Source organism: Polyangium jinanense, assembly GCF_028435265.1.
GTDB lineage: Bacteria > Myxococcota_A > Polyangia > Polyangiales > Polyangiaceae > Polyangium > Polyangium jinanense.
Map to the genome: position 1 here is coordinate 1 of NZ_JAGTJK010000021.1, position 25,391 is coordinate 25,391.

Sequence of the window (25,391 nt, forward strand, 5' to 3'; positions counted from 1 at the left end):
TGCTGGGGGATGTTGGGTTTGAGAGAGCTTAGCAGTTCCGCAGACGGCGAGGGCGGTCGTAGCGTTGAGCAACGGCATTGCTGGCAAAGATGCCATTCGAGACGCGTGCCCCGCGAACGAGGGCCCGGAGGGTGGTAGCTCCAGGCCCTTCCTTATTCGCCGTGGTGGCGCGATCCGTCGGAACATCATGCGCCCCTGGGTAAACTCACGCGGCGGGCATGAAACCCCCCGGCGCAGTCAACCTGGTTGGGGTTGGCGGTCAACCTGGTTGCGGTTCCTGGTCCTGGTCGACCTGGTTGCGGTTCCTGGCGGTTCCTGGTCCCAAGACGCGTGCCCCGCGAACGACCGAGGGCCCGGAGTGTGGTAGCTCCAGGCCCTTCCTTTTCGTCGTGGTGGCGCGATCCGTCGGAACATCATGCGCCCCTGGGTAAACTCACGCGGCGGGCGTGAACCCCCCCGGCGCGGTCAACCTGGTCGGGGTTGGCGGTCAACCTGGTTGCGGTTCCTGGTCGGGGGCAAACTCACGCGGCGGGCGTGAAGCCCCCCGGCGCGGTCAACCTGGTTGGGGTTGGCGGTCAAACCTCGTTGCGGTTCCTGGTCAGCGGTTCCTGGTCAACCTGGTTGCGGTTCCTGGTCGGTTGGTCAACCTGGTTGCGGTTCCTGATGAATGCGCCCGTGTGGAACCACGTCTTCGTGAGCACCGGCGGTAGATGAAAGCCTCCTCCGTCGGCGTCCAGAGGGACATCCCCCTCTTGGATGTCTACCTAGCGGCCCCGAGCACGCGCTCGATCTGTTCCCGATCTTGGGTCGGGAACAATATCCTGAGGAACGGACGATCGGTGTCGCGCCTTCTATCCAGAACGTCCAGAAGACACTCCAGGTAGGTCGTCAGAGTTCCTTGGTCCAGTAAAGGTAGACCAATGTGATGAAGTACTACCGTGTCTCGATCGATCCAAGACAGATCACTCAAACAATCAACCAGCGCGTCCCAGTTGTTGCCGAAGTACTCTGGAAACGAGAACTTATGTGCCAAGACCCGAAAGAGATCCTCTCGCGATCGAATCTCGGCTCCGTAAACGACAACGTGATCGGGTGCAATCTGGTGATTGCCGTACTCGAACCTGGTAGCACTGTGCATTGGTAACCTCAATCCAGCCGGATGAAACTTCCGTAATGATCTGGCGTGTAGTAGATCTCGCCACCGTCGCCCACCACGATGCGCTGTGGCCCGGGACCGGACACACCTGGTGTGGGATGAACATACTCCCGGTAGTAGTCAGGGCGTTCAGACGGCAGTTTGCCCTCCCTGTTTCTGAACACAGACCCATCATTTTTGTGAGGAAAAGAGCCCTTCGAACGAATTCGGTCTAGAGTGGGCTTCAAGTCGACAGTGCCCGTCATAGGAGCAGCTCCCTTAGGCTTGACGGTAACACCTGACACAAGATGAGTCTCCGACTTCGCTGTTTTGGTGGCGTCTGTTTCTAGTACCTCCTTCTTGCCAGCGCCGCCGCCTGCTTCTTCCCCATCCTTTGGTGAAACCCCCCGGCGCAGTCAACCTGGTTGGGGTTTGGCGGGGGTTTGGCGGTCAACCTGGTTGCGGTTCCTGGTCCTGGTCAACCTGGTTGCGGTTCCTGGTCCCAAGACGCGTGCCCCGCGAACGACCGAGGGCCCGGAGGGTGGTAGCTCCAGGCCCTTCCTTTTCGCCGTGGTGGCGCGATCCGTCGGAACATCATGCGCCCCTGGGTAAACTCACGCGGCGGGCGTGAAACCCCCCGGCGCGGTCAACCTGGTCGGGGTTGGCGGTCAACCTGGTTGCGGATCCTGGTCAACCTGGTTGCGGTTCCTGGCTTGCCGCGGTCAACCTGGTTGCGGTTCCTGACGTACCGACCGCAACGTCTCGGCCGTATTCCGGCTGCGCTTCCACTGCGCCACGCTCTCCGCCCACTCTGCTGCCCTCCTTCGTACCATCCGGACCTCCAGCGAACTGACGCCAGGATGGGCGGCGGCGAAAGAAGCGGCCAGACGCAGATGGTCGGGTGCTTACAAATAGCCGGCACGACCCACGTTACAGTTTCTCGGCGCTGATCCAATATCCCTGCGGACTCTCCCACGCGGCCGACATAACCGTCACTTGAAGGTGGAGCACCTCTTCGTATGGCTCAGTGCTTCTGTCGACTCGTGACACAGTACGCGCGCCACGGCTTCGTGCGCCTCGGCTCCCTCGTCCTGTTCCTCAGGCCGCTCTTGCGCGGTTCGTGAGATCAGGTCTAGTTTTCGTGACGGCGCAGTGCCGGATCACTTGTCCCGAACTCGACATAGTTCCTTCTTGCTTGATTCAAGCTCACCGCATTGGCGCCGCCTTCGCGATCTGGCATTTGATCCTGAATTGGATCGTCCTCCCATCCGCATACGTCACAGATTTCATAATGCCCCCGATCTGGCAGTGTGAGAAGGCCACAGCAAGGGCATGCGCAAAGCTGCTCACGGGCCATACTTTTCCACCTGTGCCTTCCAATATGCCATTCCATCTACTTCAGGACGAAACAGCGTCTCAATTGTCCCGTCCGGCTTTCCTGTTGCGAACTCGTTGGTCCGGACATTATATCGGAATCGTGTTCCTTCCCTTGGCGTAAAACCCAAGACATCTCCTCCCGGCACTGGATCCGAGTTGAGCAGATTACGCGCCCGTTTCGCGTACCCTTCCTTGGTGATGTTTCCAGCGCCCCACTCATGCTTATGCTTGTCAAAGTGTTTGTCGAGTTTTTTCTGCGACGCGAACTGGTTCGCTCGCCATTTAGGCGGGGCCAGCAACTTCGTCGGCTTGGGCCCCGGAAGCATCCGAAGGCGGCTCGCCAGCGATCTCGCTGCATTAAAGGCCTTGACGAGACCCTGAACAACGAGGGTTGCACCCATTTGAATGCCGCTGGCAGCCATTTGCAACACGGAACTCTGGGGGCCACTCGTGCTTTTTCCTCCCACGATTCCGTAGGGACTAGCTCCTTCCTGTGAAAAATTGTGGTCGAGTTCCGAGTTGACAATGCCGGCGAGTAACGCGAGCTTCTCGGCCAGCTTGTCGAGGTGCGTTCTATCGGAGGCACCCGATTCTGCGCTCGTACCGTTTCCTTCGGCGTTGCCCGTTCCCTTGCCGCCCGGTCCATGGTGCTCGCCTGAACCCTTCGGGACATCCGCGTCGCCCGGTCGTCCGGAGCCCGGCGGAGCCGGCGGAGATGGAGGAGGGCTTGGGGGCGAAGGCGGGAGCTGCGGCTTCGGTGGCTGCCCGGTTCCAGTGCCGCCTTTAACGTAGGTACCTGCTTTATGTCCGGGTTGATTGAGATAACCGACCCTCGCACCTTTGGGGATACGCGCCGTAGGTGGGTTCTTGCGCAGCGCATCGATCTGCTCCTGCGTGAGACGAGGTGCTTGGGCGTCCGTGCCACTAGGATCAATTAGTCGAATTGGGTTCCCATTCACATACGTATACAACCCCGGCCCATCCACCATTCCCGCGGGATCCGCTGCCGTCCACCTCCCGAGCCAGGGCGCATAGTACCTCGCCCCGTGATAGTAGAGCCCCGTCTCCTCGTCCTTCTCCTTGCCCGTGTACCTGTACCTCTTCGCGCTAACCTCTACCCCACTCGCCACGGCGTGGTAGGCCGTCGTCCCGTACGGATGGTACTCCTCGTAGCTGATGACGAGCCCGTCCTCATCCAGTTCGAGCGCAGCCGAGCCGAGGTGATTCCCAAGCTGATACCGCACCCGTGACGTCACCACGAGGTTCGGATCCGACGCATCGACCGTCTTGGTCTCCACCATCATGATCCGCCGCGCATCATCCATCACGTGGAGCGTCTCCCGCTCCAGCACGACCCCCCCGAGTTCATGCCTTCGATACACCTCGAAGGCCCCGAGGTAGATCCTCTCCTCGACGATCCCGCTATGCTCCCAGACCTTCCGCACCCGCTGCCCGCCGGCATCGTACGTGAAGTAGACCGTCCCTCCACCGCCCTTGTCCACCTCGCGCTTCTGATCCTTGAAATCCCACACGATGCCGTCGAGATGCGGCACCGACGTCATGCTCCCGTGCTCGTCGTACGTATACGTCGCGGAAAACTCGGTCTCGTCATCCCCCGGCAAGCTCGTCCCGAGCAGCCTATTGCTCGTCGCCGCGATGTCGTACCGCCGCGTCCAGCTCCCCGTGCTGCCCTGCGCGGCATGAATCATCTTCAAGATGTTGCCGACCGCGTCGTACTCGAAGCTCTCGGCATAGTTCCGCATTGCCTGCGGATCATTCGGATTTGCCGCATTCACCAGCGGAAACCCATTCTGATCCTGTTGGATGTCCGAATTCTGCCCCGAGTGCTCCCGCCCCGTGGCCACGATTAGCCGGTAGATCGCATCATACTCGTACTTCCAGACCGGCTCGACCAGCTCGCTGTTGTGGTAGAGCTCGTCCTGCGCCAGATCGGCAATCTCGACGATGTTGCCTACCGGATCATACGTGTATCGCAGGTCCTGCAGGAGCTCACTGCCCGAGGTCCGCGTCGTCTTGAGCCGCGTCAGCCGGTAGGTCAGCGGGTCGTAGCTGTACTCCGTGATCACCCCGTTTCCGTAGACGATCTTCTCACGCTGCCCCTTCGCATCGTAATCGATGTCATCGACAAACGTCGTCCAGGCGCTCGCGCCCCGAATCCGCGCTTCCACCTTCTCCAGCAGACTCGCCTCGTTGTACGTCGGCTTGATCTCGCTCTGGTCCGGCATGGTCAAACTCGTCGGCCGATTCAGCGCATCGTACGCCGTCGACTGCGTGAACACCTCCGTCTCGAGCGCCACCGTGCCCGACCAATCGAGCTGCGTCGAGTAATTCTGCGCGAGCTGCCGCTGGCTCTCCAGCAAATTCCCCTTGAAATCATACTCGACCGAGGTGACGACCCCGGCCCCATCCTTCACCTGATACACCTTCCCGCGCAGATTCGCATCCTCCGGATCCGTCTGCCCCTCGCCGTACACCGTCACCTCGGCGAGCACCTCCGGATCCGACCCCTTCTGCACCCACAGCCCCGTCGGCCGATTCAGCGCATCGTACACCGAGCGCACCACGTGCCCCCGGCCATCCCACCCCCGAATCGGATTCCCGAGCACATTCGCCAGCGTCCGCCGCTCTCCAGAATCGCAGCTCTTCTGGTACAGCGTCCGCCCGAGCATGTCGAAGACATACTCCATCGCCGTATTCCCACGGGCATCCACGATCTTCCGCGGATTCCCCTCGATATCGAGCACCGCCTTCGTCGTGTACGGTTCCGGGCCCCCGTTATCCTCGACCCCGCGCACCGGCCTGCCCAGCACGTCGAAATGCACCAGCGCCGGCGTCCCCGCATGCTCCTCGGTCAACTCCGCCGCCCGCTGCTCCTGCGTCGAAGGCGTCGGCGTCGCGCTCGGCTGCCTCGCGGCATACCAGGGGTTGCCCGTTTCGAGCACCGTATCGTTCCCGTCCCAGCTCGCCTGCTCCCAGGGCGTGAACGTCACCCGCGAATGCGTCCCGTTCGGCAGGTCCGTTTGGATGAGCCGGCCGAGCGGGTCGTAACGCAGGATGGGCGTCACGCCCCACTCGACGAGCTCCTTTTCGTCCTCGTATTCGTGGGTGGCCGTGAAGAACGGCTCGTACTGCTTGACGGGATTGCCCTTGTTGTCAATGACCACGCGCCCCGTGCCCACCCATCGCGGCGAGGCGGTGGCCAACACTACCGCGCCGTTCTCGTCCTTGACAAGCCCCCCGTTCTCGTCGCGCACCGGCGCCGGACCGGGCTCGGCCTGCACCTTCTTCAGGATCTCACGCCCGAGCCCGTCGAGGTACGTGTAGCTGTGCTGCCACGGCGTCAGCGCATCCCCGTGCCGCTCGCGCGCGGCGGCATGCACGACGTTGGGTTTGCCCGTCGTGCGCCAAACGTCGAGGTCGTACTCGAACGTCGTGGTTGGGTCCTCCAGCGTGTCCCCGTCGTTCGAGCCGACCTTGCCCATCACGGCCGTCGACATGACCATCCCGAGCTCGTCGAGCTTCACGGCACTTCGATTTCCGTTCGGGTCGGTGACGAGCGTGGGCCCGAGGACGCGGTAATCGTTTGTCGCGGTGACAGTATTCCCGAGCGAGTCCTCGGCGGACGTCATGAGCAAGTCGTGGGTGTCGTACGTGATGGTCGTGGGATTGCCAATCGAATCCAGGATCTCGACGGTTAAGTAGAACTTGTTCGGATCGAATACCTGGCGGCCGGTTCGCACCCAGCAATTGCCGTTCTCCTCGATGTACCCGCCCTCGGTGAGCATGGCCGAGGTCACGCGCGTGCCGTAGGCCGTTGGGCGTCGCCTCGTAGGAGATCGCAACGGCGGCGTTCGCGGCGCCGAACACCTCGCTGAACGAGAAGAGCGTGCTTCATGTCCTGCGGGATGTTCCGCCCTGTGTACACAATGCTCGCCGAGCGTATCACGTGGACGAATGGATCGACCTCGAGCGCCAGCATATGCACCACGCGAGGATCAAGCGCTTGCCTCCGCCCGTGCCCAGAAGGGTGATGAGTACGCCTCTGCCGACCTTGGCAACTGCGACGGCCTCGACGCCTGCCATCCTGAACACTACCTCGTGATCATTCTGATAGCTGAAGGACGGCGTCGGAAGTGTCCCAACCCGGGGACCGCCATACTCTCTCACCACGCAGACGCAACCGCGTAGTGCGTGCTATCGCCGTCCTCCGCCATCGGTGTAGCACTTTTAAGTGTCGAAATCTATTGGTGGGCCACCACATGCAACAGGAATCGCCTAAACTCCGGCCAATCCGCGAAGCCATTTTTGTTCACTCCGCTGATCGGCACGCGAACGACACTACCATTGTGTAGCAGCAGATCGACCCAGCGCACGGTGTTCTTGTCTTCGAATGGTAGTGTGCGAACAATGTCGCGGTACATATGTCTCTCCCACGTTCTGGCTTCTCGTAGGATATAGAAGGCTGTGTCCGTAAAGAAAACACAGTCCGACTGATGGACGTACCATCCCAAAGGGTATTCGTCGTGTCCAATTGGCGGAGGTGGGTCTTTGTCCTCTAGGTTTGCGTCAAAGGGCTTAAACCTGTCCTCGAAACTTGAGAATGTCTTCCTGGCCCAGTATTGCGTGTTTTCTTTTTCTGTCATGGGACCCATGAATGTTACCTCGGAGGAAGGATTACTTCGATAATGTGGTGCATGCCTTCTTGTCTAACCGAATAGCCTGGGCGCGATGCCAATGCACGTAAGAGTTTTTCGTTATAGAAGACCGCTTTGAACTGCATGCGCGTGGCACCATATGTGCGTGCCCTTTTTATGAGGCCAGCCATCACCTTAAATGGTCCATCAACCATGCCCTCGATGTAGCCCACTTCGACTTTCATTACTCCATCTTTTACCGACCAATAAGCATGGTCGGTAATCCACCACCCACCTTTGCCTTTGATTCCGAAGTCCTCTTTTGTTAAAATCCCCGACACCTCGGGCGTCGAGGGTTTGGGGGCTGGGAGCATCTTTCTGGTCGTCAGCCACCTGGAGAGTCGCAGCGCCTTTCCAATGATCTGGGCCACAGCTGATGCCCCTAACTGAACGCTACTCGCTACGACCTGCAACGCCGGATTCGCTGGACCATTCGGATTTTTGCCTCCTACAATGCCATAAGGACTCGCGCCGTCTTGTTTGAAATCGTGCGAAAACTCGCTATTGATGAGCCCAGCAAGTAACGCCAGCTGCTCAGCGCTTTTCTCAAGTTTAGTCCTGGGCTGTGCGAGCCCCCCCGATTCTGCGCCTGTACCTTCGGCGTTGCCCGTTCCCTTGCCGCCCGGTCCATGGTGCTCGCCTGGCCCCTTCGGGACATTCGCATCACCCGGTTGTCCGGAGCCCGGCGGAGGTGGAGGAGGGCTTGGGGGCGAAGGCGGGAGTTGCGGCTTCGGTGGCTGGCCGGCTCCACCGCCACCACCGCCACCTTTAACGTAGGTACCCGCTTTATGTCCGGGTTGATTGAGATAACCCACCCTCGCACCTTTGGGAATACGCGCCGGAGGCAGTCTATCGAGCTGTTCCTGCGTGAACCGAGGTGTTTGGGCGTCCGTGCCGTTAGGATCAATTAGTTGAACTGGGTTCCCACGCACATAGGTATACAAACCCGGCCCATCCACCAACCCCGCCGGATCCGCACTCGTCCACCTCCCAAGCCAGGGCGCGTAGTACCTCGCCCCGTGGTAGTAGAGCCCCGTCTCCTCATCCCGCTCCTTGCCCGTGTACCTGTACCTCTTCGCGCTTACTTCCACCCCGCTTGCTGCTGACTGGTAGGCTGTCGTCCCATAGGGGTGGTATTCCTCGTAGCTGATGACGAGGCCGGCCTCGTCGACTTCTAGGGAAGCGGAGCCCAGATGGTTGCCAAACTGATACCGGAGCCTCGGCGCCGGCGTGAACGGCGGCGCGTTCGTGTCGACCGTCTTCGTCTCCACCATCGCAGTTCGCCGCGTGTTGTCCATCACATGGAGCGTCTCCCGCTCCAGCACGACATTCCCGAGCTCGTGCCTCCGGTAGATCTCGAACCCCCCGAGGTAAATCCTCTCGTCGACGATCCCGCTATGCTCCCAGACCTTCCGCACCCGCTGCCCGCTAGCGTCGTACGTGAAGTAGACCGTCCCCCCGCCGCCCTTGTCGACCTCGCGCTTCTGATCCTTGAAATCCCACGCGATGCCAGCGAGATGCGGCATCGACGTCATGCTCCCGTGCTCGTCGTACGTGTACGTCGCCGAATACTGCCCCGGTGCATCCGCAGGCAAGTTCGTCCCGAGTAGTCGATTGCTCGTCGTCGCAATATCGTACCGCCGCGTCCAGCTCCCCGTGCTGCCCTGCGCGGCATGAATCATCTTCAGGATGTTGCCGACCGCATCGTACTCGAAGCTCTCCGCGTAGTTCCGCATCGCCTGCGGATCATTCGGATTGGCCGCATTCACCAGCGGGAACCCATTCGCATCCTGCTGGATATCCGCATTCTGCCCCGAATGCTCTCGCCCCGTCGCCTCGATCAGCCGGTAGATCGCATCGTACTCGTACTTCCAAACCGGCTCGACCAGCTCGCTGTTGTGGTAGAGCTCCTCCTGCGCCAGGTCGGCGATCTCGACGATGTTGCCTACCGGATCGTACGTGTACCGCAGGTCCTGCAGAAGCACGTCATCCGACGTCCGCGTCGTCTTGAGCCGCGTCAGCCGGTAGGTCAGCGGGTCGTAACTGTACTCCGTGACAACCCCGTTCCCGTAAACGATCTTCTCCCGCTGCCCCTTCGCATCGTAATCGATGTCATCGACGAACGTCGTCCAACCACTCGCACCCCGAATCCGCGCCTCCACCCTCTCCAGCAGACTCGCCTCGTTATACGTCGACTTGATCTCGCTCTGGTCCGGCGTGGTCAAGCTCGTCGGCCGATTCAGCGCATCATACGCCGTCGTCTGCGTGAACACCTCCGTCTCGAGCGCCACCGAGCCCGACCAATCGAGCTGCGTCGTATAGTTCTGCGCGAGCTGCCGCTGGCTCTCCAGCAAATTCCCCTTGAAATCATACTCGACCGAAGTGACGACCCCGGCCCCATCCTTCACCTGATACACCTTCCCGCGCAGATTCGCGTCCTCCGGATCCGTCTGCCCCTCGCCATACACCGTTACCTCGGCGAGCACCTCCGGATCCGCCCCCTTCTGCACCCACAGCCCCGTCTGCCGATTCAGCGCGTCGTACACCGAGCGCACCACATGCCCCCGGCCGTCCCACCCCCGAATCGGGCTCCCGAGCACATTCGCCAGCGTCCACCGCTCTCCAGAATCGCAGCTCTTCTGGTACAGCGTCCGCCCGAGCATGTCGAAGACATACTCCATCGCCGTATTCTCACGGGCATCCACGATCTTCCGCGGATTCCCCTCGATATCGAGCACCGCCCTCGTCGTGCACGGCTCCGGGCCCCCGTTATCCTCGACCCCGCGCACCGGCCTGCCCAGCACATCGAAATGTACCAGGGCCGGCGTCCCCGCATGCTCCTCGGTCAACTCCGCCGCCCGCTGCTCCTGCGCAGAAGGCGTCGGCGTCGCGCTCGGCTGCCTCGCGGCATACCAGGGGTTGCCCGCCTCGAGCACCGTGTCGTTTCCGTCCCAGCTCGCCTGCTGCCAGGGCGTGAACTCGACCCGCGAATGCGTCCCGTTCGGCAGGTCCGTTCGGATGAGCCGGCCGAGCGGGTCGTAACGCAGGATGGGCGTCACGCCCCACTCGACGAGCTCCTGTTCGTCCTCGTATTCGTGGGTGGCAGAAAAGAACGGCTCGTACTGCTTGACGGGATTGCCCTTGTTGTCAATGACCACGCGCCCCGTGCCCACCCATCGCGGCGAGGCGGTGGCCAACACTACCGCGCCGTTCTCGTCCTTGACAAGCCCCCCGTTCTCGTCGCGCACCGGCGCAAGACCGGGCTCGGCCTGCACCTTCTTCAGGATCTCACGCCCGAGCCCGTCGAGGTACGTGTAGCTGTGTTGCCAGGGCGTCAGCGCATCCCCGTGCCGCTCGCGCGCGGCAGCATGCACGACGTTGGGTTTGCCCGTCGTGCGCCATACGTCGAGGTCGTACGCGAACGTCGTGGTTGGATCCGTGAGCGTGTCCCCGTCGTTCGAGCCGACCTTGCCCATCACGGCCGTCGCCACGACCATCCCGAGCTCGTCGAGCTTCACAGCGCTGCGATTGCCGTTCGGGTCGGTGACGAGCGTGGGCCCGAGGACGCGGTAGTCGTTTGTCGCGGTGACCGTATTACCGAGCGGATCCTCGGCGGACGTCACGAGCAAGTCGTGGACGTCGTACGTGATGGTCGTAGGATTGCCGAGCGGATCCCGGATCTCGACCGGCAAGTAGAACTTGTTCGGGTCGAACACCTGACGGCCAGTTCGCACCCAGTACTCGCTGTTCTCCTCGATGTACCCGCCCTCGGCGAGCATGGTCGAGGTCACGCGCGAGCCATAGGCCGCGGTCAAGAGCCCGGGCGTGAAGGCAAGCGCGTACGTCTCGTAAGGCAGCGCGAGTGCGTCGATGGTGCCGAAGGGCAGCGCCGCGGGGGAAGAGCCGGACAGCGTCGTGCTGTCGTAGTAGACCTGTCGTACCCGCTCGACCAGGCGCTTTTGCATCGTGCTGCTGTTGGGCGTCGCCTCGTAGTCGATCGCGACGGCCGCGTCCGCGGCGCCAAGCACCTCGCTGAACGAGAACAGCGTGCTTCGTGTCGTGGAGAGCCCCGTGAGCTCGTACGTTCGCGTCTCCTTGGGCACTCCGAGGCGGTACCAGCTCGGCTGCTTGTCCTCGTTGACCACGTCGCTCTCGGTCAGGGTGGCTAAGAGTCCCTGCTCGGGCATGTCCTGCGGGATGCTCCGCCGGGCGTATGCAATGCTCACTGAGCGCTCCACGTGCCCGAACGGATCCACCTCGAGCACCAGCGTGTGCACGACGCGCGGGTCATCGGGATCGCGCTCGTAATGCACCTCCACGCTCTCGCGAACCCACGCGTGGAAAGACCCGAACGCCTTCGCCGTCGCCGATTGCAGGCGCCGGATCTCCGCGCAGCTCTCCGTCACCACGTACGGGTGCGACTCCGCCTCGGAACCATCGAGCGCGTAGACCTCCGTGCGGAGGATTTGCCCCTTGAGCGCCCGGCAGGCCTCACGCAGGTCCCTCGGCGACAACCCCGTCTGCAGCACGGCATCGGGCAATTCCGGTCTCTGCCCGTCACCGGCATAATACTCTTTCTCGAACTGCTTCGCGATCCGGCTCCTGTCGATGAACGCGCCCGTATGGAACCACGTCTTCGTGAGCACCGGCGGCAGGTGGAATTCCTCCTCCACCGGTGGAGCCTCCGCGAAGAGCCCCTTTCCGCGCTCGGCCGAGAACGACTCCGCGTCGTATTGCTCGACGAGGCCAAACCCCCGGAACTCTCGCTCCGCGCCGTCGTAGTACCCGTGATGATACTTGTACGTACTGACGAACCGCGCCTTGCTGACTGCGTCGAACGTCTCCACACGCGTGAGCACGTGCACGGGGAACGACAGCCGCGTCACCCACGGCTTTCCAGCCTTCAGATCCTCCAGGTAAAACTTCGTCGAGGGCGCATACTCGAGCTTCGTCTCGGCCCCGAGGTTGTTCTTGACCGACGTGAGTAGATACGGCTTCTTGCTGCCCAAAAGATCGATGTACCGCATCGGCGGCTTCGCCACGCCCCGCCACGGCGATGACCACACGAGACACGCCGTACCGGACCCGAGCAGATCGACCACGCCCACGGTGGACATGGAATCGGCCGTCGGGAACCCCGGCATTCGCACCGGCTCACTCCAGCCGTTCCCCGCCTGGTTGAACACGATGACTGCACCTTCGCCGGCTACGTACACGATATCCGTGGTCCCGGTCCCATCGATATCGCCGAGGCGAATCCGGCGCGGATCGAACGTGTGCGAATCATCGAACAGCGGCGCCTTGCTCATCTGCACCTTGGCGCCGAACCGCCCATGCCCGAGGTTCGGCCAGTAGCAGATGCTCCCATTACGGACGCGCACGATGTCGGGCAAACCGTCCCCGCTCATGTCCGCCACGAAGATCGCCTGCGTCATGTCCGCGAACACGAGCGTCGGGCTCTTGTCCTCGTCGTAGACCTTCGGCAACACCCGCGGCGGGCCCCATCCGCCCTTGCCGAGCGACGGGTACCAGAGCTGTACGTGATCGGTCGTGACCAGAATGTCGTCGAGTCCATCGCCGGAAAGGTCGATGAAACGGACCCGCGGGTCATTCCAGTTGACGTTCGGCTGCGAGGGGAACGGCACGAAGGGCCCCCAGCCGCCCTCTGGCGTCCGCTCGTGATAACCCGAGGTCCCCTCTGGTGTGAGCTCCACGAGGCATTGCCGCCCCTCGCTCCCGACGTCGAGGAGCTGCGCTCCGCCGCCCGACGCCATGGCCGGCCGGCTCGCGAGCAAGCGCGCCGGCGCGAGGTGCCCATCACCGAGGTTTTGCTTGTAGTAAAATGCCCCCTGCTGCTCGCAGAGCACGCCGGGAATGCCCTCGCCATTGAGATCGACCCATCGTGCGGTTTGTCCGTCCACACCGCCAGGTAGGTCTTCGAGGCTTCGTGGATCGAGGAGTTTGACGGCGGTCTGGAGCTCGGGCAACGAATACCCGAGATCGAGCGGCGGCAGGGACTTTTTCGAGTAGCCGCTCTGCGTCTTGATGTACCCCGACTGCGTGACCGAAACGAGCCGGGTGAGCGCCGGCCCCTCGGCATACGTGAAGTCGGTGGAGCGCACGAGCACCGGATCCTCACCGAGCTCGGGGAAGTGGTGGAACATCAGCACCCGCCGGCAAAGGCGGTACGTGCGGATCTCGAAGGTCGAGCGATAGCTCGAGAACGGATCCTGCCGGCAGGGCCATGGATTCTCCTCCGCGGGCGTCGGCGCCACGGCACCGTGCTCGCCGTAATCGAAGACGACCTCGAAGAGGAAGTCCTGTGCCTGGAAGGGCACTGTATTCCCGTACCGGATCCGCTTCAGGTAGCGGTTTACGACCGGCGCGTCCCCCGAGAGCCGTTGCCTCTCGTAGACGGCATTCGGCACATTCGCGAAGTCCTCAGCCTTGTAGTCATATACGATGACGTTCCCGAGCGCGTCCTCGGTGCGCTCGAGCAGCCACGAGAAGACCTTGGTCGGGGCCGCAGGGCTCGTGATACGAGCCCCCTCGGACTGGCCATAGACGCTCGTGACGTTGTCCTTCGTCGTGGCTCGCCAGTAAACGTTGCCGTCCCCCTTCTCCGTGACGCGCTCGATGCGCGCGAAGAGGCCTTCCACCCGGGGGCGATACCGCTCGATGCGCTCGACAGCGTCGTCCTTCGGGACGTCGCGCACCCAGTTGCCTTGCCCCTCCTCATCGAGCTTGGGCACGAGGTCTTCCGCGCCCGACATGATGAACACGTCGGATTCGCGGAAGTCCTCGTACTCGGGCAAACCACGCTCGGTCTTACGAGAGATCGAGGGCACGGAGAGCCGAAAGCCCACACCAAAGGGCCCATTGCCACCGCCGGAATCGTACGCGACGGCGAGCTCGGGCCCGAACCCGCCGCGGCCAGGCGACACCGCAATCGGGACCGTGAGGGATCCCGTGCCGCTCACCAGGCTCGCGGCGAACTTCTCGCCGAGTCCACGAACCGCGCCGCCCCCCTTCGGAAGCGACGGGCTCGGGGCCTTGACCGCCTCGGGCGCGGTCGTCTTGGGCTTCGGTGCAAAACCTTTCTGCTCCATGGCGTGCCCTCTCTCCTGTTTCAGCGTCGCTTCCGAGCCTATTGCTGCTGGTACTCGCAGACGATCCAGATGTCTTCGAGCTTCGTATCCGCCAGCGTGACTACCTTCAATTTCCAGGGCGCGCTCTCCGCGAGGATTGGCTCTGCGGCCGGCATGTCATCCACCAGCAGAAGGTCGCCATACTCGCTCTGAGAAGTCTTCAGCGTCAGGTTCGGCGTACCCGAGAACGGTGCGCCTGGCGATTGGAGCTCGGCCGATAGCTGGGTGGCCGCGCCGCCCGATCGCTTGGCGAAGACACGCACCCTCGTGATCTCGAGGTTGCGCTCCCCGAGCAGCGGTTGGAAGAGCCGCGAGCCGAGTGGCAACGAAAGGACATACTCGACCGGAGCTCCCTGGCCCGTGATGAACACGTGCCATGCGTCGGGGAAATCCGTCTTTGCGCTGAAGAGCCGGAAGCCGGTCGGGCCGTCAGCGGTACCCAGCGCGTTCAGCGCCGCCGTCTTGAGATTCTCGCCGCCCTCCCGCGCCGTGTAACGCACGTGCAGAACCACGTCGTGCACAGCCGTCGGGTCGAAGCGGTTCGTCCCCTTGTCGAGCTCCATTCGCCACGTGCTGTCCGAGCCCGCGCCCTCGAAGGGCAGATACCGTTCGTCGCGGAAGACCAGCTCGAAGAGCCCGGCGTCGCTCTGGCCACTGCTCGTCACGATGGATGGGATGGATCCATAATGGTCGAGGAATCGAGCATCGGGCCCGGATGCGCCGGTCTTCCGAGGATAGTTGGCGGCCAGGCTCGGGGTCGAAGCGACCTCGCTGTTCATCCTCACGCTGCTCTTCAGCAACGTGAGCTTGCTGTTCACCCCGGCATAGGGTCCGTTCACGACCGGCACCGTCATGCTGACGGACTTGATGCGCCTCAAGTAATGCCCCGGCCAATCCTGATCGAAGAGCGCCTCGGGCAGCTCGACCTCGCATTGGCCCGTCTCGCGCAGCTTCAGGAGCGCCAGCGGGGCAACCTCCGCGAGCGAGACGTGCTTCGTGATCTCGTACTCGCGCCTGTTCTGCTCCAGGTACGCGACCTCCATGCGCCGAAGGTCGTGCTGGAGCTTCTCGCCCATCATCAGGCCCTTCTTCATGCTGTCCCAGGGGACGAACTGGACGTAGCTCGCCTCAGGCTGCGCAAGCTCGAACTGGAACGCCCGTTCGGCCCGCTTCGCGAGCTCGTACGCCAACTTGTAGCCCTGGAAGTACACGGCTGAGGCCTGCGATACCATCCAGTCGTAAAGCTCCTCGTTCGTGTGCTTGGTGCGCAGGTACTCCTCGACCTCTTTCGCGTTCTTGACGGAGAGCTCGTGGTTCTGGAGCTCCTTCTTTGCGATATCGAGGCGGATCTCCCCGGCGACGATCTGCCGATCGATTTGCTCGAGCTCCTTCTGCGCAAGCCGCTCCTGGAGCTTCCACTCCTCCCAGCGACGCTTGTAGCTGGCCGCCGTCGCACTCCGCGACGCATCCGCGTGGTGCATGCTTGCAAGCAGGGAGTGGAACTGCGCGCCGGCGTCCAGAACGCCGCCAAGTTGGACGCCGCCGAACTCGCTCTTCACCTCCGGAGGGAACGGTCCCCCAATCGTAATTTGAGGAACCAGCTTCAGCACGGAAGCGAAGGTTTGTGCGATCCCCGCATTCATGGTCTCGAAATTGGCCCAACCCGTGAGATTCGCCTGCATCTCCTCTTCCGGAATCATGTACTCGATCCGGTTATAGAACGTCAGGCGCTCCTCGATGACCGCCCGCGAGCGTCGAATCGCCGCCAGCGACTCCATGGCCTCGTCGACCTGGCGCTTCCTCGTCTCGCGCACGGCCGTGAGCACGTCGAGCTCGTGCCTCGATCGCAAGATCGAGAGCGTCTCGCCGTCCCGTTTTTCGAGCGCCGCGAGGAGCGCGCCACCCATGGCAATCACGCTGCTCGTGAACTCCAGCGCCTTGGGCTGGAGCACCGAGAAGCGGTAGAGGGGCAGCGGGACGTTGACATCCGACAGCAGGGCGCCAATGTCCACCCCGGCCGCCGTCGCCTGCACGAGCAACGCCGGATCGATCGGCGGCTCGAACAGCGGGAGCTGCCGCACCGTGCCGTCGATGTTCATGCAATGGCGGATCTTGAACAGCCTATCCGCCACCGTGTCCCAGAGCCCGAGCAGCTTCTCGTTTTGCGGCACGCAGAAATAGAGCGTCAGGAGGGCCGGCGGTGGCTCGCGTCGCGTGCATAGGGCGTTCGGCGCCGGCGGCGGCAAGATGCTCTCGACGACGAGCGCATTCGAGAACTCGTCGATGCCTGGCTCGAGGTCCGCATACGTGCGGTCCGATGCGGCCTTCTCCTTCACGAGACGCGGGCGCTCACCGAGAATCTGCGCGGCCAGGATGTAGAGCTGCGTTGCCTCGTTGATCGACTCGAGCGTATCGCGCTGGAACAAGCTATCGCCCCAGGAAAGGAGGTTCTCGACGTACTTCATCACGACCGCCTTCTGGTAGGCGAGCGGTCGCATACGTGCGATCAGGTGCGGATTGAACGGCGTCTCCCGCCAGCGTGCGATTTGCGCCACCATGTCCTGCGTGGCTCCCGATTCGGAAGAGAGCCCGAAGAGCTCTGCGATGAGCTGGGCATTCGGGTTCTCGACGCTCGTTTGATTGCCCGAGAGTTCTTCGAGCTGTGCCTGGATCGAGGCGAGGTCGACGTTCTCGCGGAAGGGACGCACGTACCAGTAGCGCTCCGGCCCGTCCCCAGGCGCCCCGCCCGTCGGGTCGAAGATGTAACGGAACCAGCGGTCCGCCTCCTCGAAGCGGCTGTTCTTCGACAGGCGCGTGGCGATGAGGAAGGGCGCGTGGAAAAACAGCTCCCAGTTGTATTGCGAGTATGCGCCTCCGTAGGAGAAGTCGACCGTCTCCTTGGGGAAGGGCTGGCCTGCATGAGCCTGCGGCGCGTAGGACCCCTCGATGGGTGCCCAACGGCCTTGGATCGGCGACTCCTGCTCGGACCAGCGCAGCAGCCCGTCCACCCCTCCCTTCGCGACGAGCCGCGTGAAGTCGCAGGTGTAGGGATGGTAGAACAGGTGGAATCGGTAGAATCGCTCGATCTCGTAGTCGACATCGAGATCGAGCTTGGGCTCGTTGGCCCACTCGAGGACCACTTCATCGAGGTCGTTTGCTGCATCGCCGACGATTGGCGCCTTCCCATTGGGGATGACCTTCGCGAGATCCTTCCACGCAGTCGCCGTGCGGCGCTGAAGATCCATGAAGAACACTCGCCCGAAATCGCTGAGGAACAGAGACTCCTGCGAGCGGTGCGGGCTCAACTGGACGAATTCGCGATTTCTGTCCTGGAGCATCCAGTACCGGTCCCCCGTCCTCCTGAGCACCGGGGCGCTGATCGACCACTTGTCCCCCGATGCCGAGCCCGATGTGTGCATCGGAAGCCTCACGGCCTGCGAAATCCCCTGCTGCTCGACCTCCTCCTCCTCGTTGTAGAAAGTAAGGAGCGCCTTGTCCGAGTCATAGATCTCTCTCAAGCCCATGAACAGCGGCGTTGCATACTCTGGAGCCCAGCCATGGAACCACATACCCTCGTCCCAGGCGTCGTCCTTGGTGAAGGTTCGTGATTCCGAGGCGGCCTCGATCACCCCCGAACACGGCCCGATTTTGAACCTCCCTGCGACCGCGTACGTAGCCAGGTAGCTGATCTTGATCCCGTACCAGTTCACGAGGCAGGTCACCGTCAAGTCCGTGCCGGTGCTCTCGACCATGAAGGAAATCCACTTGCGCTCGATCGTGGGGCGCACGGTGATGCCCAGATTCGCGGTGGTCTTGATCGGCCCCCAAGCGCCATCTCGGAGCTCGCTCCACGCGAGCGTGATCCTCCAGTACTTGCGCGTAGACGAGTCGTCTTTTTGGGTGCCGTCAGCTCGCTCCTCGAAGATGGGCCAAAGCAGATGCAGCCTGCGGTTCCAGATCGTGGCGAGCAAGTGGTCCCCCGGGATATCGAGGTCGATCTTCTCCCACGCCGTCCAGTACTCCGAATCGATCCGCTTGCGATAATAGTAGCGGTGCGGCGGCGCGGCCGTCCTCGCGATCACGTGAAGGACATCGACGTCGTCTTCGAGCTCGTGGCACATCGCTGCCACGTCGAGCCGCCCCACCTCGTGCAGGCTCTCGAGGTACTCGAGGTAGGCAGATTCGGCCGTCTCCGCGTTGATCTCGCCCTGGAGCAGCCGGCTCTCCAGCGTCTTGAAGAACGGCGTCTTGTCGTCTCGGAGCTCCGGCTCGATCCAGTTCTCCGGATAAAGGAAGACCTTGCGGTTGGCCTCCCAAACGCGATAGCTCTTCAACCATTGCCATTCACGGGCCGCCTCCTCGTCGAGCTCGACCTTGTCTTTCTCGAGCAGGAGGAATGCGCGCTGGACGAAGGTCTGGACGGAGCTGATGGCCTGCTTGATGCGGGAGGTGAGCTGGCACGGGCTCATCTCCACGTCGATGAGCAGGTCCTCGAAAAGCTCGTTCGGACTCGCGTAGTCCCGCTTCGCGACGAGATATCCGACGAGCGCGTTGCGCTGCTTCTCGCGCAGCACGTCGCGCAGCGGGCGGGCAACCTCGCTCCAGCGCGCGTCGTCGTGCTTGGCACGCGCCACGCGCTTGATGTCGAGCGCGACATCGGCATGGGTAGCGTCCTCGACATCGGCCCAGAGCGTGCCTTGCGCGGCGGACGCGCCGAGGCGGCCGAGGAGCTGGAAGGCGCGGTGGAGGCAGAGGAGCCCCTTCTCGTCGCGGAGATCCGATAGCGTGAAAGCAAAAGTCACCGTGATGAGGTGCTCGACGCCGTCACGCGGCCAGCCGGTGCGCGCCGAGAGTTCGTCATAGAAGGCCGCGGCTTGCCCCGCATTGCTTTTCGCGAAGATGGCCAGCAGATCCTCACGGCCATTCCGCAGCGTGTCGCGGAAGGAGGCCAGGTCGACGAGACGCAAGAGCTTTGCGAAACGCTCCTGCCGGTCCGAGTCTGCGTCTTGCTCCCCGAGCAGCAGGGTATTCAGATCGAGCGTTGCGTCCGTCGGGTACGGCGAGGCCAGCTCCGACGCGTGGAGCTTCAGCCGCTGGATGACCAGCGCGGCCTTGTGAAGGAGCCGGACGGCGTTTTGGCGTTGCGCCTCCGTCGCGACAGCGGGCGGGACGTATTCGACTGCCGCATTCATTTCCGGCAGGAAATCGGATATCGCGGAGGCCGCCTCGATGGCAAAGGACCCGAGCGCCTCCGTGAGCAGGTGCTCGACCATCTCGGCGTCGAGCTTCATCTCGGTCGCGAGCTTCTGCTTGACGACGCTCTCCGCCCGCACCCTGCGCTGATGGTTGAGCAGGTACGCAAGGGCATACGCGAACCGCTGGTCTACGTCCGCAAGGAGCGGCCCGCCCACCTCGCTCGACAGACCGACGAGTTTGTCCTTGGCCTTTGCGACATCACTGCCGAAGAAGGGGGTCAGATGCAGATCGATGAGTGTGCGCTGCTCCGTCCGCGTAAGCGCCGAACGTCCGTTGATCACCGCAACGATCGCTTCTGCCTTCGCGGCGCGCTCGGCTCGGGTTTCCCCGGCGAGGAGCTCCTCCAGACGCCCGCGGGTAGAATCGCCCTCGGGATCCGGGACGACAACCGTTTCGGCCACGACCTTGTCGAGGGCCGCCTTGATGTCCTCCACGATCCGCTGGAGGACAGCATCGGAGAGCGCCGCTTGCGTCCCCGGCGGCGGGGCGTGCCGGACCAGGAAATGCAGCTCGGCAATGCTGAACCTGGACCGCCGCACCTTCGCCACGAGTTCGACGAACGCCCGCGTGGTGGCCGGCACGGCTAGCGTTTCGGAGTCCACCGTGAGCGCTCTGAGGCCAGAGAGCGAAAGCAGCACGAGGAGGTCGGGAATACTGAGGCGCAGACCCCTCGCCAGCGCGACGATACGATGAAGCCGCGAGAGGTTTTCCACGGTCAGGAGCGCGTCTGCGGTGAGCGGGCTCGTGACGCCAATGTGCTTCTCGGCAACTTCGGGCATGACGAGCAGCGCCAGTTCCACGGCGCTGATGCGCAACCCCGCGAGAATGCCCGCGGCATGATTGAGGAGGAGCAGGGGATTCTGCGGATCCGGCTCACCAAGAGCCGCCTCGAAAGCTGGATCGGCCGTGAGGGCCTTGTTCAGGAAAAGCTCCTCGTAGAGCGACTTGCCCCACTCCTCGCTCGAACGCGTCCCGATGTTCCCCCAGAACGAGAGGAGCACGGGCAGCGGCAGATCGAGCTCCTTCCGCAATGCCACGATACCAGCCACGTCGCGCACGACCTTCGCGTCGATGTCCGTCGCGCCGAGGGAGGTGAGCGTCCAGTCGAGCTCGGTGATGCGGAAGCCGAGCCGCTTGCGCAGGCGAAGGAAACGGTGGATCCGCCCGAGGAGCGCTGCGTCGAGCCCGTCCAGCAATTTCGTATCGATATCGCAGCCCGTCTCGGGGTTCAACTTCACCGTTGGCGAGGCGGCCGGATTCACGTATTTCGTGGCGAGCAGCTCCCGAAGTTCATTGAAGGAAAGCCCTGCCTGCTCGAGGAACCGCGGGACGGGCGCGAGCTTCTGGACCCAGTTGACCTCCGGCATTCCCCAGCACGCATACGCCGTGGGGGCCCCCGAGGTTTGTTGCGTGACGATCTCCCACTCCCGCTTCGACATGCGCAGGCGCTCGCGCGCGATCTGGTCGCTGACATCGCCAGAGGGCAGCTTCATTGCTTCGACGAGCTCGTGCCGGGGAACGCCGAGATGTTCGAGGTAGACTCGTGCCTCTTCATCCCACAGGTGGAACGGCAAATCGAAGGGATGGACCGCAGCGGCGAGCCCGGCGTAGGCCGCATTGCGCGCCGCGAGGTATTTCACCTCGGGCTCGGCCAGAAGCTCCTGCGGCGTCCCCGCGCTCGTGATGTCCTGCGTCCCGAGATAGTCCAGCCCATCCAGCTCGTTGGCAACGACGGCCTCGAGGATCTCGTTGACGAGATCGATATAAGGCAGGGTCGTGTCCGTGTTCTTGCAAGAAAGGAGGAGCCGCGCGATGTCCGGCCTTCGTGCAGGAGGCGCATCCGTGTCCCCCGGAAGAGCACCGATGAGGACGTCCCGGGCCGACCAGTAGGCTGGGTTTTGCTCGGTGCTCTCCGGCGTCTCGATTTTCGAATCGTGGCGGTCGAGGAACTCGAGCAGATCCACGAGGTAGGCCGCGGGGCCATACACGGACCTGCAATGCTCGCACACGCAGCCATCCAGAGAGCCGAAGAGGGAGGTCCAGTCCGCGATGTTCTGTTCCTCGTTGGGGGTGGCGAGCGTCACGAGGTCCGGGAGGGTCGCGATTTTCGGCCCATGGAAGCTGCTGCCGTACTTGGCGAAGAGCGCGGTGGAAGCGGACGCGATCCAGCAAGCCCTGCCGAAGATCGCCTCGGCTCGTTCGATTCCAAATTCGGAGCCGAACTTGGCGACGAAGCGGCGTTTGCCCATGCGGTGGATGCGCTGCGCCGAGTGGAGATCGGCCTCGAGGAGCGGCTTCATCTCACGGTGCCGCGGCGTGATGTGGAAGATCCGCTCCATCTTCTTCAGCCGCTCGGTCGTGGCGGCGACATCGCTCACGCCCGTCATCGCGCCGCTCGTTTCCGCGAGGTACTTCGATACGCGCATCGAGCCGAACTCGAAATTCGGGTTGTGCTCGAAGAACACGCGAATACCAGACCCGGCCACCTCGTCCCGGATGACCCGGTCCGCGATGACCGCGGTGGGGAAGGCCGCCTCCATCGTGCTCAGGAGGACGTTCGCGTAATTCTCCCGTCGATGTTCTGGCTCTGTGCCCGGCGTATCCTGTGCGGGCCCAATCGGCGCTTCGCCGCCAATATCGAAAATCGTGAACCAGTCAGTTTTGTCGTATTTGGCGATGTCACGAATACTCGTCAGGGTACCCGCGCTGAAACGCGAAGCGAGCTCACGGATGAGCCCCGCGTGGTAGCGCGTGAGCGCGCCGAGCTGCATCACGAGCTTGAGCTTGTCGATGGTCGCGGGATCCTCGAAACCCTCACGCGCGGAGAGCTTCGTCCAAAAGTCATCGACGGTCCCTTTCCCTTGGTGTTCGATGACCGCGCGCGCGAAATCCTCCTCCAGTCCCCCGAGCTCGACCCCGTTGAAGATATGGGCAAGCGAGCTGGGGCCACCCACCCGCGATCCGGCAGCGAGTGGTGCCATTCTGACGACGAATTTCTCGATGATGTCGTCGATGTTCGCGGTCGGTAGAGAAGGAATGATATTCTCTCCCATGGCCTGCTCGAGTGCGCGCCGGAGGGTGCTTCGGCGCTGCGAAAGGAGCTCGCGACGTGTCTGGGGCAGACCTTGCCGCAGGAGCGCGTAGACAAGCGCCACATTGACGTCGGGATGGTAGTCGACATCGATCTCGTCCTCGAGACGAACCGCCTTTACGAACAGGTCGACGAGATCGCGCTCTTCGCCGGTCCTGCAAGCCACCAGATCGATCAGGGTCGAGATTTCTTGCAGCTCCAGTACCCGTTCGGGATCGATCAGCACAGCCCGGCTGAAGACAGACTCGACGTGTTTGGCCACCCTGTGGACCTCGGAACGTCCGCGCGATCTCGCGTTATTTGCCACGAGGTCCACGTGCGCCGTGGCGGGAGCACGACAGACTTTTACGGCGACCGTCGAATCTGTCGTCACAGTCGCCCGTACCAGGAGATTGGCATGGGTACCGTTCGCCGGCGTGTAGGAGATGCAGAACTGCCCCGACGAATCCGTGGTATCGTTACCCAGGGGCAACTCATTCAGGAGCGGCGGCTCGGGCGGCTCGGGCGTCGGAGGTGTCGTATTATACACGACGTCATAGGCGGCGACCGGCTTTCCAACGAGAGGTGAGCCATCCGAGTCCGTAAGCCTTCCTCGCACGACCAGCTCGGAGGGTTGCCCCTCCCTGGTCGCACCGAGGTCGACAGCGATGCGGATGCGCTGCGCTGCGGCAGACGGCTGCCAGGTGACGGTCAGCGGCTCGAGCTGCTGCCAGGTGACGGTAGGCGGCTCGAGCTGCGGCGTGGCCGTGAAGAGATGAAACTTGAGAGCAGGCCTGCGCGCGAAAAACAGCGAGTCGAGGTACGTGTCGGTCACGGTGATGGCAAAGTCGCCAACCTCGTCGGTCTTCGCGACGGCTACGAGGTCCCGGCAGATGCCTTCCCGATCCCACAGCTCGACGCGCACGGCGTCGACACCTTTGCCCGTTGCCGCATCGACGATCCGGCCGTGGAGCCGGTAAGCGATATCCGTGACGTTCTCCAGTTCGAGCTCCTCATTCATATGCTCACCGCGCTCCTTTGATCGAGTGACGCCGCCTTCACAGAGGCGAGCAAAGCCATGCCAGCCCGAGGCATAGACCATCGGGCAAGGCGCCCCACGAGCACACCACGGCCCCTGTCGTCGCATGAATTGCGGCGAGCACGAGCTTCGACATGCGCACCACAATCCGCGAGATAGACGCGACCCATGCCCTGCGTCCACCTCGTGGTGGCGATGCACACGCCTCTTGTAGACCTATCGATACATACCCCGGGGCGAAATGTCGCCCCGCGTATTCATGTTCTCACCTTTTGCAAAATGGACCACTCCCGCCCTCGAAGAGCGCCGAGAAAAACTCTGCGCATCACGAGGTAGGCACCGACCGCGCGGCGACGCGATGCACGACGACCCACGGTCGAACCTCACGAATCGGCAGGAATAAAATTCCCTGTCCTACCGAGGTGCGAACGCGGGGCGGCGGCAACGTTTATAAGCCACACGTCGGCCAGGCTCCCGAGCATCGGGCGCCCGCATTTTCCTACAGATGTAATTGGCAGACGGCTGGGGTTCCGTCCAGGGGATTGATCTGGGTCCGTACGGTTCTGGAGGACATGTGGGTACGGTGTGGTCCCCTGTCACCCAGGCCGGAATGCCAATCGATGCTGGAACGGCCATTTTCGAGCACGCTTCCGACTGCGGGGGGCGATGCTCGGATGGCGTAGGACACGGAATGTCCTATGCGTTGGGTCGTTCAACGATCATTTTAAAAGTCAAGGTCTTCAACACGTCGAGGAGGGCGTGAGGGGCGGTGATGACCTTGCCGTGGCGCTCATTGCGGGTCGCCGGACGCCAGGGGGTCGGAAGTGGCACCTGGTCGCGCGAAAGGGCGTGCGCCGGCGTCTGCGAGACGCGGATCCAGCAGGTTACGCCGGGTCAGGGGTGACGGAATCCGAAGCGGAGGCGGGAGCAGGGGCGGGAGCGGAAGCGGAGGCGGGGTAGGGCCAGGGCTCACGGCTCCACGCGGCAGATGAGCGCAATCCGGTTGGGCGAGTGCGCCACCGGCCCCTTTCCATAGTACCGCACCATGGCCTGGTCCTCCGACAGGCAAGACATGGTCGGCGTATTCGGCTTTTCGACGTAGCAAAACCCGTTCGCCACGGCCTCGTCCATGTTGTCGCTGTGCTGACAAGCGACGAGCGCCTCCCCGGTGAGCCTCGGGATTTCGCACAGGCAGCTATCCTCGAAAAGCGGGGCGACGAGGGCCCGAAGGTGCGCGTTCTCCGGGGACGGTGGCACCTCCCACGGGCCATTGCAGTCGCAAATGCCGTCGCGATGCTCCACGACGACGGTGCACTCGGGCTGCCCGTCGCCGTCGAGAGGCAATGTCTCGTCGAGGCAGCGACCGGCGATCCACGTGTCTGCGGTGCCGCCAAGATCGATGCCGAGGATGGAAAAGGGCGACGACTCCGTATCCACATCCACATTCGCTCCGCAGCCGGCGAGGGCCAGGATCAGCGGAACGACGGAAGCTCTGTTCATCAAGATCATGGCGTACGCCATAGCATGCCGCCGCACGCCAGGCTATTTCGTTGCCCCCTCGACGAGCGCGCGCCAACGGTGGTGGCATACATGCCACCCTGTTGCCGTTGAGAAGCGACGCCTGCCGGTGAACGTTCCTCGCTTTCGGGAG

At 63.0% G+C, this 25,391-nt stretch carries 8 protein-coding genes; all 8 read right to left on the bottom strand.

Features of this window, described 5'->3' with window-relative positions:
• Positions 1 to 760: 760 nt before the first annotated feature.
• The 8 genes from KEG38_RS56090 to KEG38_RS30530 all read right to left on the bottom strand — a co-directional run bounded on the left by KEG38_RS56090 (position 761) and on the right by KEG38_RS30530 (position 25,249).
• Positions 761 to 1,138 carry a barstar family protein gene (locus tag KEG38_RS56090; RefSeq protein ID WP_372518200.1) on the bottom strand — a complete coding sequence of 126 codons (378 nt, stop codon included), beginning with the start codon at positions 1,136 to 1,138 and terminating at the stop codon, positions 761 to 763.
• Between the two features lie 8 nt (positions 1,139 to 1,146).
• Positions 1,147 to 1,401 carry a guanyl-specific ribonuclease gene (locus tag KEG38_RS56095; RefSeq protein WP_372518201.1) on the bottom strand — a complete coding sequence of 85 codons (255 nt, stop codon included), beginning with the start codon at positions 1,399 to 1,401 and terminating at the stop codon, positions 1,147 to 1,149.
• A gap of 866 nt (positions 1,402 to 2,267) precedes the next feature.
• Positions 2,268 to 2,528 (bottom strand): CPCC family cysteine-rich protein, encoded by a 261-nt coding sequence (locus tag KEG38_RS56100; protein ID WP_372518202.1) that lies wholly within the window; start codon positions 2,526 to 2,528, stop codon positions 2,268 to 2,270.
• Positions 2,482 to 6,330, bottom strand: a complete 3,849-nt coding sequence (locus KEG38_RS55680) for an RHS repeat-associated core domain-containing protein (RefSeq protein WP_272423441.1) — start codon at positions 6,328 to 6,330, stop codon at positions 2,482 to 2,484. The genes KEG38_RS56100 and KEG38_RS55680 overlap by 47 nt, the downstream gene beginning before the upstream one ends.
• 444 nt (positions 6,331 to 6,774) lie before the next feature.
• Positions 6,775 to 7,176: a hypothetical protein gene (locus KEG38_RS30515; protein WP_272423442.1), complete on the bottom strand. Its 402-nt coding sequence runs from the start codon at positions 7,174 to 7,176 to the stop codon at positions 6,775 to 6,777.
• Positions 7,177 to 7,190: 14 nt separating this feature from the next.
• Positions 7,191 to 14,336 (bottom strand): SpvB/TcaC N-terminal domain-containing protein, encoded by a 7,146-nt coding sequence (locus KEG38_RS30520; RefSeq protein WP_272423443.1) that lies wholly within the window; start codon positions 14,334 to 14,336, stop codon positions 7,191 to 7,193.
• Between the two features lie 38 nt (positions 14,337 to 14,374).
• Positions 14,375 to 23,722 (bottom strand): Tc toxin subunit A-related protein, encoded by a 9,348-nt coding sequence (locus tag KEG38_RS30525; RefSeq protein ID WP_272423444.1) that lies wholly within the window; start codon positions 23,720 to 23,722, stop codon positions 14,375 to 14,377.
• Between the two features lie 987 nt (positions 23,723 to 24,709).
• A complete protein-coding gene (locus KEG38_RS30530) occupies positions 24,710 to 25,249 on the bottom strand; it encodes a hypothetical protein (RefSeq protein WP_272423445.1) in 540 nt (179 codons plus the stop codon).
• Between the last annotated feature and the right edge of the window lie 142 nt (positions 25,250 to 25,391).

Excerpts from the sequence above, each read along its gene's own strand:
- KEG38_RS56090 (WP_372518200.1), bottom strand. The coding sequence starts at position 1,138 with ATGCACAGTGCTACCAGGTTCGAGTACGGCAATCACCAGATTGCACCC.
- KEG38_RS56095 (WP_372518201.1), bottom strand. The coding sequence starts at position 1,401 with ATGACGGGCACTGTCGACTTGAAGCCCACTCTAGACCGAATTCGTTCG.
- KEG38_RS56100 (WP_372518202.1), bottom strand. The coding sequence starts at position 2,528 with ATGGAATGGCATATTGGAAGGCACAGGTGGAAAAGTATGGCCCGTGAG.
- KEG38_RS30515 (WP_272423442.1), bottom strand. The coding sequence starts at position 7,176 with ATGACAGAAAAAGAAAACACGCAATACTGGGCCAGGAAGACATTCTCA.
- KEG38_RS30520 (WP_272423443.1), bottom strand. The coding sequence starts at position 14,336 with ATGGAGCAGAAAGGTTTTGCACCGAAGCCCAAGACGACCGCGCCCGAG.
- KEG38_RS30525 (WP_272423444.1), bottom strand. The coding sequence starts at position 23,722 with ATGAATGAGGAGCTCGAACTGGAGAACGTCACGGATATCGCTTACCGG.
- KEG38_RS30530 (WP_272423445.1), bottom strand. The coding sequence starts at position 25,249 with ATGATCTTGATGAACAGAGCTTCCGTCGTTCCGCTGATCCTGGCCCTC.